We start from the raw sequence: 12,278 nt of genomic DNA, 5'->3' as shown, positions 1-12,278 counted from the left end.
TGGGCGAGCATGATCGAAGCTGCGGTCCCTCCGCCGTACTTGCAGCCCATGATCGAACTTACCCTGCAGACCGTGCTTATGCTCACCGCCGCTGCTTTCGCGGCGGGCTTTGTCGATTCGATTGCCGGCGGCGGCGGCCTGATCACCATTCCGGCCCTGCTTCTCGCAGGCTTCTCACCCGCCACAGCTCTCGGCACCAACAAGCTCCAGGGGATGTTCGGCTCTGGCTCGGCCACCATCCACTATGCCGCGAACGGTCAGGTAGATCTTCGCCGCCAGGCTCCTTCAGCGCTGCTGGCCCTCGTCGGCGGTGCGGTCGGCGCTCTGCTGGCGACGATCGTGCCCGGCGACTTCCTGCGCGCCCTCTTGCCTGTTCTGCTGATCGCGATTGCCCTCTACTTCGCGATCAAACCCAATATGGACGATGTCGATCGCGCCGAGCGCCTGTCTCCGTTTCTGTTCGCTTTCACTGTCGTGCCCGCCATAGGCTTCTATGACGGCCTGTTCGGCCCGGGCACCGGCTCCTTCCTCATGCTGACCTTCGTCGCACTTGCCGGATACGGCGTGCTCAAGGCGACGGCGCACACCAAGATGCTCAACTTCGGCTCCAATGTCGGTGGCTTCATCGTCTTCGCCGCTGTCGGCGTCGTCTATTGGAAGATCGGACTGATGATGGGTGTGGCGCAGTTCATCGGCGCCCGCGTCGGCGCAAGTCTCGCGATAAGAATCGGCGCGAAACTGATCAAGCCGCTGCTGGTCGCCGTCTGTCTGGCGCTGGCGGCCAAGCTGCTTGCCGACCCTGCCAACCCGTTGCGCCAGTTGATTGGTGTGTGGCGGTCCTGCTGATAGAATTCGCAAGTGCGAATCATGTTGGAGGGACCAGACATGAATCTCAGTGCACCCACCCAGATCGTGTTCATTATTTCGTTGGTCATTGCCATCATCGGCCTTCTCGCCGCTCTTGGCCTTCTTGCGTTTATTCCTGTTGCGGCAGTGTGGATCATGCTCATCGCCTATGTCGTGCTCGCCGGTGGCTGCCTGATGCGCGGCGCCTGAACACATCACTCTCCGGCAACTCGAGGCGCCCGGCTCAGCCGGGCGCTTTTGATTTGGAACGCAGGTGGCGAGTTAACGGGCCAGTGCGAAAATCGCGTCGCAATCGAGATGGGTCTCCAACTCGGCCGCAACCTCGTCCAGGGCCTTCTCGACCTCGGCGCGGTAATCGATGCCGCCGCCCCTGACGCCCAAACTTTTCAGATATTCGGCACGGAAGGCATCGGCGGAAAACAGCCCGTGCAGATAACTCCCGATCACCTTGCCGTCGGCGGAAACCGCGCCGTCCTCGACGCCATTGATGACGGCCGACGGCCGCGCGGTGTCGGGGCCGGTGGTGCGGCCGAGGTGGATTTCGTAGCCTTCGAGCGGCAGGCCGAACTGGACCGAGCGGGCGCTTGAATTGCGCACCGTCTTTTCCGGCTCCATCACCGTTTCGATGTCGAGCAGGCCGAGCCCTTCCGCTTCGGTGATGCTGCCTTCGATACCCTCGGGATCGCGCACCACGCGGCCGAGCATCTGATAGCCGCCGCAGATGCCGACGACATGGCCGCCGCGCTTGCGATGCGCGAAGAGGTCGCGATCCCAGCCATTCTCGCGAAATCCTATCAGATCGCCGATGGTCGACTTCGAGCCGGGAATGACCACCAACCCTGCATCTTCAGGCAGCTTCTTGCCCGGCGGCACGAACACCACCTCGACCTGGGGCTCGGCCTTGAGCGGATCGAGATCGTCGAAATTGGCGATGCGCGCCAGCATCGGCACCGCCACCTTCAGCGCCCGCCTCTCGCCGGAGGCGAGACGCTCGAGGACGACCGAGTCCTCGGATGGCAAGCGCGCCGCCGCCTTCAACCAGGGAACGACGCCAAAACAGCGCCAGCCTGTGAACTTGTCGATCGCCTCCAGACCGTCGTCGAACAGCGAGACGTCGCCGCGGAACTTGTTGATGAGGTAGCCGGCGATCATGCGCCGGTCTTCCTCCGGCAGGATCAGATGCGTGCCGGCGATCGAAGCGATGACGCCGCCGCGATCGATGTCGCCAACCAGGATCACCGGCACATTTGCGCGGGTCGCAAAGCCCATATTGGCGATATCGCGGCTCCTCAGATTGATCTCGGCGGGAGAACCGGCGCCCTCGACGATGACGAGATCGGCGCCCTCAGTTACCTTCGTCCAGGACTCCAGCACCGCGTCCATCAGCCGTGCTTTCATGCCCTGGTAGTCGCGCGCCCGGGCCTCGCCGAACACCTTGCCCTGCACAATCACCTGCGAGCCGATATCGCTCTGCGGCTTGAGCAGCACCGGGTTCATGTGCACGGTCGGCGTCACTCCGCAGGCCAGCGCCTGGAGCCATTGGCCACGGCCGATCTCGCCGCCGCCGGCTCTTGTCTCGCCGGGGATCTCGGCGACGGCGGCATTGTTCGACATGTTCTGCGGCTTGAATGGTCTGACCTTCAACCCGCGTCGTTTCGCGGCGCGACACAGCCCCGCCACCAACACGGTCTTGCCGACATCCGAGCCAGTGCCTTGGAGCATGATTGCCCTTGCCATCAGCCGCTGCCCTCGATTCCGACGATGGTCGACTTCTGCGCCAGCGGTCCGCCGCGCCAGATATAGAGCGCCATCAATGGCTCCTTGCCCGTGCGCATGGCGTGATCGACATTGGATGCGTGGTGGACGACCTCGCCGGCCCCGCGAACGCGAAAGCCGCCCTCGCCCATCCGCCATTCGGTGCCGCCGGTCAGCGGGATGTAGATTTCCTCGGCGATGTGATGATGGTCGGGGTAGACGATGTCGGGCCCGAGGATCAGCAGGCCGGCCGCGGCCTCGTCATTGACGAAGTGCCCGCGCGTGCCGAACACTTCCAGCCAGCCGTAATTGTCGACGAAGTCCTGCCCGAAATCGGCGGCCGTATAGGTCTGCCCCCAGCGCAGTTCGTCCCGATGGTCGGCCACGAACTGCGCCAGCGGCTTGATGTCCGGCGGCGCAAGCTCCGCGATGCGGTCGAGATGGCGAAGGCAGCCGAGCCGACGCGGTTCGCCCGAGCGGGAGGCCATGTTCCAATCGATGCGTCCCACCGCACCCGCGACCAGATCGCTGTCGACTCCGGCGAGATAGCTGTGGAATCGGTCCAGCAACTGATCGAAGACTGTCGGCACGCAAGGCTCCGTTGCTCAATTCGTGCACAGCCGGTCCGCTGGGGGCCGGGTTGCGCGGCGGCATCATTGGTCTAGATTGATCCGCGCGCAAAGCCAAAAACGACAGGCCAGACGGCCTGAAGCGACAGGGAGCACGCCATGGACGCGGCAGTCGATGCGGGCACTGGCCAATTCGAACTCACCGAGGAGCAGCGCGCCATCCAGGAAATGGCTGAGGCCTTCGCGGCCGATCGCGTCGCGCCGAACGCGCTCGACTGGGACAGGGCAAAGCACTTTCCCGCCGATGTGATCCGCGAGACCGGGCCGCTTGGCCTCGGCGGCATCTATGTTCGAGACGATGTCGGCGGCTCGGCGCTCGGCTGCCTCGACGCCGTGCTGATCTTCGAGGCGCTGGCCCGCGCCGATCCGGCCTTTTCCTCCTTCATCTCCATCCACAACATGGCGGCCTCCATGATCGATCGCTTCGGCAGCGATGAGCAGCGCCAGCGCTTGCTGCCGAAGCTGACCTCGATGGAATGGCTGGCCAGTTATTGCCTGACCGAGCCCGGCTCCGGCTCGGACGCCGCCGCGCTGAAGACGCGCGCCGTGAGGAGCGGTAGCGACTATGTCCTGAACGGCGCCAAGCAGTTCATCTCCGGCGCCGGCGACAGCGATCTCTATGTCGTCATGGCGCGCACCGGCGTGGAAGGGCCGAAAGGCATTTCCACCTTCGTCGTGCCCAAGGATGCGCCAGGTCTCTCCTTCGGCGCCAACGAACACAAGATGGGCTGGCACATGCAGTCGACCCGCCAGGTCATCTTCGAGGACTGCAAGGTGCCGGCCGAGAACCTGCTTGCCACCGAAGGCGCCGGGTTCGGCATCGCCATGGCCGGGCTCGACGGCGGCCGGCTCAACATCGCCGCCTGTTCGCTCGGCGGCGCGCAATCGGCGCTCGACAAGGCGCTCGCCTACACGGCCGAGCGCAAGGCTTTTGGCGCGACGATCAACCAATTCCAGGCGCTGCAGTTCAGGCTGGCCGATATGGAGACGGAACTGCAGGCGGCGCGCATCTTTCTCTACGCCGCCGCCTCCAAGCTCGACCGCAAGGCGGCGGATGCCGGAAAATGGTCGGCCATGGCCAAACGCTTCGTCACCGATATCGGGTTCGACGTCGCCAACCAGGCGCTGCAACTGCATGGCGGCTATGGCTATCTGCACGATTACGGCATCGAGAAATTGGTGCGCGATCTGCGCGTCCACCAGATCCTCGAAGGCACCAACGAGATCATGCGCGTCATCATCGCGCGGGCATTGATTGGCCGCTGACGGCGAACACCGGAGGAACAGGAATGACGACGATCGCCTTCATCGGGCTCGGCAATATGGGCAATCCAATGGCCGCCAACCTTGTAAAGGCAGGGCACACTGTAAACGGTTTCGATCTCGTGCCCGAGAACCTCAGCGTCGCAAGGGAGCATGGCGTCACCGTCATGGCCAATGCCGTCGCCGCGGTGAAGGACGCAGACGTGGTCATCACCATGCTTCCAGCCGGCAAGCATGTTCTCTCCGTCTACGAAGACATCGCGTCCAAGGCGAAGAAGGGCGCGCTGTTCATCGATTCCTCGACCATTGATGTCGAATCGGCGCGCAAAGCCCATGCGATTGCTGCGAAGCATGGTCTGCCGTCGGTCGACGCGCCGGTCTCCGGCGGCACCGGCGGCGCTGCCGCGGGGACGTTGACCTTCATGGCCGGCGGCTCCGATGAGGCTTTCGCAGCCGCTGAGCCGATCCTGAAGCCTATGGCCGGCCGCATCGTCCATTGCGGCGGCGACGGAGCCGGCCAGGCCGCCAAGATCTGCAACAACATGATTCTCGGCATCTCGATGATCGGCGTAGCCGAAGCTTTCGTTCTTGCCGAAAAGCTCGGGCTGTCGCACCAGGCGCTGTTCGATGTCGCCTCCACCGCCTCGGGTCAGTGCTGGTCGCTGACCAGTTACTGTCCAGTGCCTGGCCCGGTGCCGGCTTCGCCCGCCAATCGCGACTACAAGCCAGGCTTTGCTGCTGCGCTCATGCTGAAGGACCTGAAACTGTCGCAGGAGGCCGCGCAGAGCGCCGGTGCGGTGACGCCTTTGGGCGCCGAGGCAACCCAGCTCTACGCGCTGTTCAACGCGCAAGGCAACGCCGGCCTGGATTTTTCCGGCATTATAAATTTCTTGCGCGGCGATCAAATCTAACCCGCTGCTTTGAAACGGTTATTAGCGTCTCTTTTTTGGCGGAATCCGAGCAAATTTAGATTTGCTTAAGGTCTTGCTAACCCACCGGTAACGATGTGCCTTTAAAACGGATTGCGAGGCGGACATCGCATCCGCCCGGCGCTCCGGATCAGGTCTCGCGTACCGGAGCCCGTAAGTTTCGCAAGTGCTTCGTAGCGAAACGCCATGCGTATCTGGCAAAGCCGCGTTCCCGTTGGAGCGCGGTTTTTGCGTTTCGGGAAGCCCGGTCGCGCCCGGCAAACTGCGACGCCCGGGCCGCCCCTCCGCGAAGGGCGCCAGAGCGTTCGATCATCGCTTGCGCAGATCCACCTCGGCAAGGTCGAGTGCTTTTGCGATCCGATCGCAAGCCATGTCGATCGTATCGCGCGTCCAGATCAGCGGCGGTGACAGGATGATCGTGTCGCCGGTGGCCCGCAACATCATGCCTTGGGCAATCGCGTGGTCGCGCACGACGACGGCGGCACTTCCCGACGGCAGGTAACGCTCCCTCCGCGCCTTGTCCTTGACGATCTCGATCGCCCCCATGAGGCCGATCGAGCGCACCTCGCCGACCAGCCTGTGCCCGGCGACGCGCTCCTGCAGCGCCTGCGCGAAATAGGGACCGGTGTCGTTCCTGACCCGCTCGACCAGGCCTTCCCGCTCAATGATCTCGAGGTTCTTCAACGCCACCGCGCAGGCCACCGGATGACCGGAATAGGTGTAGCCGTGATAGAACTCGCCCCCTTTCTCGACCAGCGTTCTGCTGATGCGGTCGCCGACCAGCAGCGCCGACAGCGGCTGGTAGCCGGAGGTCAGCGCCTTGGCGGTGGTTATGGTGTCGGGCTCGATCCCGAAGGTCTGCGCCGCGAACCATTCGCCCGTCCGGCCATAGCCGGTGATGACCTCGTCGAGCATCAGGAGCACGTCGTGCTTGCGGCAGATGCGCTGCACCTCCGGCCAGTAGCTCATCGGCGGGATTTTTACCCCGCCGGCGCCCATTACCGGCTCGCCGATGAAGGCCGCGACTTTGTCGGCGCCGGCTTCGAGAATGGCTTCCTCGACCGCCTTTGCCGCGCGGATGCCGAAATCATGATCGCTCTCGCCGGCCAGCGCGAGTTCATAGGCATAGGGCATCATGACATGGACAATGTTCGGCACCGCGCCGCCGAGTTGCTTGTGCATCGGCTCCATGCCGCCAAGCGAGGTGCCGGCGATCGTCGAGCCGTGATAGCCCATCTTGCGGGATATGATGCGGTTCTTCTCCGGTTTGCCTTCCAGCGCCCAGTAGTGGCGCACCAGCCGCAGCGCCGTATCGTTCGCCTCCGAGCCGGACGAACCGTAGAAGACCTGGCTGATGTGCGTGGGGGCCAGTTCCGCCAGTTTCTGCGACAACAGCACCGGCGTCGGCGTCGAGCATTTGAAGAAGGAATTGTAGTAGGGCAACTCCTTCATCTGCGCATAGGCTGCTTCGGCGAGTTCGTCGCGGCCGTAGCCGACATTGACGCACCACAGGCCCGCCATGCCGTCGAGGATTTCCGTCCCCTCGGAATCGTAGATGAAAGCGCCGTCGGCGCGGGTGATGATGCGCGAGCCGGCCTCGCGCAGTTCCTTGTGATCGGTGAAGGGATGAAGATGATGCGCGGCATCGATTTGCTGAAGCTGCTTCAGCGAATAGTTCTGATAAGTCATGGATCTGGTCTTTCCTCTTGACTCAATCCGGCAGTAGCCGGGGCGGATTCGTCAGAGGAAGGCGGGCGGCGAGTAGCCGATGCGAGCACACAGCCGCAGAAGCTCGGCACGCAGCGTGCGCGGTGACGGCGTCACCGCGCCCCCGAGGGCGCCAGATGTCCTCATGCGAGCCATGGCCGGCAGCTTATGCCGGCTGATAGCTCGACTTCAAGCCGTGCCGGTGAGCGCCCTCTGCAGGAAAACATAACGCATCGCTGTCTGCGCCGCCTGCGGCCGGCGATCGCCGCGACCACCATGACCACCTTCCGTCTCCTCGAAGAACAGCGTCCTGGAATGCCCGGCTTTCTGCAGCCGCGCCGCCATCTTGCGCGCATGGCCGGGATGGACGCGGTCGTCGGCGGTCGAGGTCATCAGCAGCACCGGCGGATAAGCGGCATCGGCCGCGACATGCTGATAGGGCGAGTAGGCCGCAAGCCACGCCGCCTCTTCCGGTTTCGACGGATCGCCGTATTCGGCGATCCAGGAAGCGCCGGGCGGCAACTCGGTGTAGCGCAGCATGTCGAGCAGCGGCACGTCGATGATGACGGCGCCGAACAGTTCCGGCCGCTGCGTCAGCGACACGCCGGTGAGCAGGCCGCCATTCGAACCGCCCTGGATGCCCAGCTGTCCTGCCGTCGTTATGCCGCGCCTGACCACGTCCTCGGCCACGGCTGCGAAGTCATCGAAGGCCTTCTGGCGATTGGCCTTCAGCGCTGCTTGGTGCCAGCCTGGTCCGAACTCGCCGCCGCCGCGGATATTGGCCTGGACATAGGCGTTGCCCGCTTCCAGCCACAGCCTGCCGCGAATGCCGGCATAGCCGGGCAGCAGCGGTACTTCGAAGCCGCCATAGCCATAAAGCAGCGCCGGTACCGGCCCGCTCTGGTCGCGGCGCCGGACGACGAAATACGGGATCATCGTGCCGTCGCTGGAGCGCGCCTCGAATTGCTCGGACACATAGGGCGAGGCGTCGAAACGCGCCGGCTGCGACTTCACGGTTGCCAGCGTCGCGCCATTGTCGTCCGACCAGATGATCGAGCTCGGCGTCAGGAAATCGGTGAAGGAGAACGAGACGCTTGCGCCGAAATGCTCGGCATGGCTGATGCCGACATTGCCGTTTTCCGGCAGCGCGACCGGTTTCAGCGACCAGCCGTCGGCGGTGCGGTCGCAGGCGACCACCTTGCCGCGCACATTGTCCATCAGGTTGATGAACAGCCGATCCTGCGTCCTGGCGAGCCCCGCGATCGAGACGCGGGGCGCTGGTTCCAGCACGGTTTCGAAGGGTCCGAATGCTCCGGTTTCGACCCACCCATCGAAATCGACGGAATAGAGTCCGTCTGGCAGGCAGCGTGTCCCGTCCGGTGCCGTCCACGGGCTGCGCACGCCGAAGACGAGCTGTCCTTTGAAGATCGCCGTGTCGGTGGCGTCGTCAGGCAAGGGGATGCGCCGGTTCTCGCCTGAAGGCAGCCGCAGGAAGCTGTGCGAGGTGAAGAAGTCGAGCGTCTTGCCCAGCAGCACATGCCGCCTGTCGCCGTCGAATTCGACACCGCCGCCGACGGCCAGGTGGTGCTTCTCGCCTTCGAAAATCGGCTCAGCATCCTCCAGCCTCGCGCCGCGCCGCCAGAGCTTGATTACGCGCGGATAGCCGGACTCGGTCTTGTCGGCTTCCTCGAAAGCCGCCGAGAAAATCACCGTGTCTCTGTCCAGCCAGGAGAAACCCGACTTGGAGGCCGGAGCGCGAAAACCATCCTCGACGAATGATTTCGTCGCAATGTCGAACTCGCGCATCTCGCTGGCATCGCCGCCGTCGGGCGACATGGAGAGCAGGCAACGGTCGAAGTCGGGATAGAGCCGATTGGCGCCGCCAAACACCCATCTCACGCCCTCCTTGGCCGAGAGCGCATCGAAATCGATGATCGTTTCCCAATCGGGCTTGTCGGTCTTATAGGAGGCCACAGTGGTGCGGCGCCACAGGCCAAGCGCGTTGGTCTTGTCCTGCCAGAAATTATAGACATGGCCGTTGAGCGCGGCGCCGACGGCAATGTTGTCCTCGGCAGTCATCAGATCGAGCGCGGTCTCGAACGCCGCCTCGTAGGAGGCGTCGCCCTGCAGTTCGGCAACCGTCACCGCATTCTGCCGGTGGACCCAGTCGAGCGCGTCCTTTCCGTTGCGGTCCTCCAGCCAGAGGAAGGGATCCTCTGCCGTCGGATCGGGCTGGCGTTGGATCATCGTGCTGGGCATTGCGGACTCCGAAGTGCGATCGGCTAGGCTGGGCCTACATCGCGTTTGCGGCGCGAACATTCAAGAGCAACCCGCCAGGTGGCGCGAACATTCAAGAGCAACCGCCAGGTCTCGTGCCAGTCCGGTCTACATCACTCGCCGGTGAATGATCGTTGCCGCCGCCAGCACCGCGCAGATCGCCCCAAGCGTGACCGGCAGGCCCGATGCGCCGATCACCTCCATCACGCTGCCGGTGAGCGGCGGCACGAGGAAGCCGCCAACGCCCCACATCAGCGAGAAGGCGGCATTGCCGGCGACCAGCGCCGAGCCGCTGAAGCGCTCGCCGAGCTCGATGATCGACATAGTGTAGATGCCGTAGGATGCCGCGCCCCAGACGAAGACGCAGACCCAGATCAGCCGCGTGTCGACCAACTCCGGTAGGAGGATACATCCCAGGATCGTTGCCGACACGCAGCCGAGCCGCACGAGACGCGCTGTCAGCCGTTCGGCGAGCAGCCCGAGCGGCACTTGCATGAAGATGTTGCCGGCAATCATCGTCGACAGAAGCGCCGACATGTGGGATTCCACTATGCCATAGTGTGTTCCATAGACCGGAAGCAGCGCCAGCACTGCCTGCTCGAAGCCGGCAGCGACCACGACGGCCGATAGGAGCAACCAGGCCTTCGGCATGAAACCCAACACCGAAGCCTCGTTCTCGGGCTCGTCGATCTTGGGTAACCGCCCGACAACCAGCGCCAGGCAGAGACCGCAGAACAGAAAGGCGCAGATGCCGACCAGGAACGGCGGCCAGCCTTCGGTGCCGACGGCAAGGAGGCAGAGCGGCCCCGCCGCAAAACCTGTCGAAATGACGGTGGAATAGGCGCCCATGACACGGCCACGACGTGACGGCGGTGCGAGTGCGATTACCCAGGTTTCGCTGAGCACATAGAGCGGGTTGGTCACCACGCCGACCAGAAAGCGCAAAGGGAACCACAGATAGACATTCTGCGTCCATCCGACGAGAGCCAGCATCAGCGCCGAAAGCGCCGCGCAGGCGAGCGCCAGGCGGCCTGCGCCGAACCGGCGGGCCAGCGCCGGGATCGGCGGCGAGGACAGGATGAAGCCGATCGGCGTCATCGCCGCCGACAGGCCGATCATTGCCGGAGAAACTCCTTGGCGCTGCAGGATGAAGCTGAGCAGCGGATAGGAAAGCCCCTGCGCGATGGCGAATACCGAGACCGTCGCGATCACGCCAATGATCGCAGCCCATTGCACCGCTTCGCCAGTCTTCGGATGCGCCAGTGCCATGGATCCCGCCCACCTATCGTTTCGCAAAGTAGCGGTTATGGCCGATCATTGTAAGACCGTGACTCTCGAAGGCGCATCTTGCAGCCGACATTCGTCAGGATCAGCGCAGCCGAGAGCGGTAGAACGCGAATGCGACCAGCAATGTGACAAGCCCGATGATCACCGCTGGCAGACCGAGCGGCCCGATCGCCTGCATCAGCGCGCCGGCACCGGGCGGCCCGACAATGCCGCCGAGGCCCCACATCAAGGCAAAGGCCGCATTGCCGGCGAGCAATGTCGTGCCTCCGAAGCGGCTGCCGAGCTCAATCAGCGCCATCGTGTAGACGCCGTAACCGACCGCTCCCATCACCAGCAGCATCGGCCATGCGAACGGCGTGGTGATGAGGACCGGCAGCGACACCGCGCAAATGGCGGTCACCACTGCGCAGACGATGATCATCGCCCGGCCGCCGAAGCGTTCGGCCGCCAGCCCTAGCGGAATCTGCAGAAAGATGTTTCCAAGCGAACGCGCCGTCACCAATGCGGCAAGCTTAGCCTCGGGCAGTCCATAGGCCGAGCCGAACACAGGGATCAGCGCATAGGAGCTTTGCTGCACGGCCGCGGAAACCAGCACGGCCAGCAGCAGCACGGGCGCCAACCTGGCGAAATCGACAACGCCGCCGAAAGACTGGCCGTCATCCTCGAAGCCGGTAAGCTTTGCCGAAACCGCGCACAGGATCAGCGCGCAAAGCACGAAGCCCGATATAGCCGCGATGAAAGGCGGCCAGCCGGCCGTACCGACCGTGATCAGGACCAGCGGGCCTGCGGCATAGCCGGCGCCCATCAGCGCATTGAACACGCCCATCACGCGGCCGCGCCGCGACGGCGGCGCCAGCGACAGCGCCCAGACTTCGCCGAGCACATAGAGCGGATTGATGATCACACCGATCAGGAAGCGGAGCGGGAACCAGGCCACCCAGTTCTGCAAAGCGCCGATGGCGAAGAAGCACAGCGCGCCTGCCAGCGCGCAGCCGACACCCAGATTGCGCGCCCCGAACAAGCGCACCGCGACGGGCACGAGGGAAGCCGACAGGAGAAGGCCGACGGGCATCATAGCCGCCGAGAGCCCGATCAGCGTCGGCGACAGTCCTTGCCGCTGCATCAGCAGCGTGAACAGCAGATAGGAGAGCCCTTGCGCTGCGCCGAACATGGCAAGCGCAGCGGTGACGCCGGCAAGCGCTGCCCATTGCGTTCCCGCCTCGTTATCACTCTCCGCAACCATTCCGCCAACCGTTTGAAACGCTCCCTGCGAGGGGCATCCCGGCCGGGCTAAAGACTCGGCACCGCAAAAGAAAGAGCCGCCGGGCGAATCCGCTTGCGCCAATGGCCGTCCCCAACGCTCTATCGGCAAGGACCTACGGGAAATGGCGCGCGACCGCCCCTTTCTTCCCCTCGGCATAGGGCTTCATCCGATACAAGGAATGCGACTTCACTGTTGGCGCGCACGCACTCTGGTGACGTCAGGCGTCCCTATCCCCTCAAGATGCTCGGTGCGCAAGTATAGCAAAAGTAAAAGATGAACCCGTAACAGGCTTCACATTGC

Annotated in this window: 10 protein-coding genes; 4 read left to right on the top strand and 6 right to left on the bottom strand. The window is 64.1% G+C overall.

The window, feature by feature from the left end; translation table 11 throughout:
* Window positions 1-48 precede the first annotated feature (48 nt).
* On the top strand, window positions 49-846 hold the full coding sequence (locus EJ074_RS27340; protein WP_129553889.1) for a TSUP family transporter: 798 nt from the start codon (window positions 49-51) through the stop codon (window positions 844-846).
* A 39-nt stretch (window positions 847-885) separates the two neighbouring features.
* Window positions 886-1,056 carry a hypothetical protein gene (locus EJ074_RS27335; RefSeq protein WP_095807124.1) on the top strand — a complete coding sequence of 57 codons (171 nt, stop codon included), beginning with the start codon at window positions 886-888 and terminating at the stop codon, window positions 1,054-1,056.
* A gap of 72 nt (window positions 1,057-1,128) precedes the next feature.
* Here the strand turns inward: EJ074_RS27335 and EJ074_RS27330 are convergent, their stop codons facing one another.
* Both EJ074_RS27330 and EJ074_RS27325 read right to left on the bottom strand, forming a co-directional pair.
* A complete protein-coding gene (locus EJ074_RS27330) occupies window positions 1,129-2,604 on the bottom strand; it encodes a cobyric acid synthase (RefSeq protein ID WP_129553888.1) in 1,476 nt (491 codons plus the stop codon).
* Window positions 2,604-3,212, bottom strand: coding sequence for a dimethylsulfonioproprionate lyase family protein (locus EJ074_RS27325; protein ID WP_095807122.1), 609 nt, complete (start codon window positions 3,210-3,212; stop codon window positions 2,604-2,606). The genes EJ074_RS27330 and EJ074_RS27325 overlap by 1 nt, the downstream gene beginning before the upstream one ends.
* Window positions 3,213-3,350: 138 nt before the next feature.
* On the opposite strand from EJ074_RS27325, the gene EJ074_RS27320 reads away from it, so the two are divergent.
* Both EJ074_RS27320 and mmsB read left to right on the top strand, forming a co-directional pair.
* Entirely contained in the window at window positions 3,351-4,517 is a 1,167-nt protein-coding gene (locus EJ074_RS27320; RefSeq protein WP_095807121.1) for an isobutyryl-CoA dehydrogenase, read from the top strand.
* Between the two features lie 23 nt (window positions 4,518-4,540).
* Window positions 4,541-5,425, top strand: coding sequence for a 3-hydroxyisobutyrate dehydrogenase (gene mmsB / locus EJ074_RS27315; protein WP_095807120.1), 885 nt, complete (start codon window positions 4,541-4,543; stop codon window positions 5,423-5,425).
* A gap of 327 nt (window positions 5,426-5,752) precedes the next feature.
* Here the strand turns inward: mmsB and EJ074_RS27305 are convergent, their stop codons facing one another.
* The 4 genes from EJ074_RS27305 to EJ074_RS27285 form a co-directional block, all read right to left on the bottom strand.
* Window positions 5,753-7,132, bottom strand: a complete 1,380-nt coding sequence (locus tag EJ074_RS27305) for an aspartate aminotransferase family protein (protein ID WP_095807119.1) — start codon at window positions 7,130-7,132, stop codon at window positions 5,753-5,755.
* A gap of 207 nt (window positions 7,133-7,339) precedes the next feature.
* Window positions 7,340-9,409, bottom strand: a complete 2,070-nt coding sequence (locus tag EJ074_RS27295; protein ID WP_095807117.1) for a prolyl oligopeptidase family protein — start codon at window positions 9,407-9,409, stop codon at window positions 7,340-7,342.
* Window positions 9,410-9,535: 126 nt separating this feature from the next.
* Window positions 9,536-10,696: an MFS transporter gene (locus EJ074_RS27290; protein WP_095807116.1), complete on the bottom strand. Its 1,161-nt coding sequence runs from the start codon at window positions 10,694-10,696 to the stop codon at window positions 9,536-9,538.
* A 100-nt stretch (window positions 10,697-10,796) separates the two neighbouring features.
* Window positions 10,797-11,957, bottom strand: coding sequence for an MFS transporter (locus EJ074_RS27285; protein ID WP_095807115.1), 1,161 nt, complete (start codon window positions 11,955-11,957; stop codon window positions 10,797-10,799).
* Between the last annotated feature and the right edge of the window lie 321 nt (window positions 11,958-12,278).

The sequence above is a fragment of the Mesorhizobium sp. M3A.F.Ca.ET.080.04.2.1 genome (assembly GCF_003952525.1).
In the GTDB taxonomy this organism is placed as follows: domain Bacteria; phylum Pseudomonadota; class Alphaproteobacteria; order Rhizobiales; family Rhizobiaceae; genus Mesorhizobium.
Note: the sequence above shows the minus strand (reverse complement) of the source record. Positions and strands in the feature narration are given on the sequence as shown.

What these genes read in the sequence shown, in the direction of transcription:
- EJ074_RS27340 (WP_129553889.1), top strand. Translation starts at nt 49, where the DNA reads ATGATCGAACTTACCCTGCAGACCGTGCTTATGCTCACCGCCGCTGCT.
- EJ074_RS27335 (WP_095807124.1), top strand. Translation starts at nt 886, where the DNA reads ATGAATCTCAGTGCACCCACCCAGATCGTGTTCATTATTTCGTTGGTC.
- EJ074_RS27330 (WP_129553888.1), bottom strand. Translation starts at nt 2,604, where the DNA reads ATGGCAAGGGCAATCATGCTCCAAGGCACTGGCTCGGATGTCGGCAAG.
- EJ074_RS27320 (WP_095807121.1), top strand. Translation starts at nt 3,351, where the DNA reads ATGGACGCGGCAGTCGATGCGGGCACTGGCCAATTCGAACTCACCGAG.
- mmsB (WP_095807120.1), top strand. Translation starts at nt 4,541, where the DNA reads ATGACGACGATCGCCTTCATCGGGCTCGGCAATATGGGCAATCCAATG.
- EJ074_RS27305 (WP_095807119.1), bottom strand. Translation starts at nt 7,132, where the DNA reads ATGACTTATCAGAACTATTCGCTGAAGCAGCTTCAGCAAATCGATGCC.
- EJ074_RS27295 (WP_095807117.1), bottom strand. Translation starts at nt 9,409, where the DNA reads ATGCCCAGCACGATGATCCAACGCCAGCCCGATCCGACGGCAGAGGAT.
- EJ074_RS27290 (WP_095807116.1), bottom strand. Translation starts at nt 10,696, where the DNA reads ATGGCACTGGCGCATCCGAAGACTGGCGAAGCGGTGCAATGGGCTGCG.
- EJ074_RS27285 (WP_095807115.1), bottom strand. Translation starts at nt 11,957, where the DNA reads ATGGTTGCGGAGAGTGATAACGAGGCGGGAACGCAATGGGCAGCGCTT.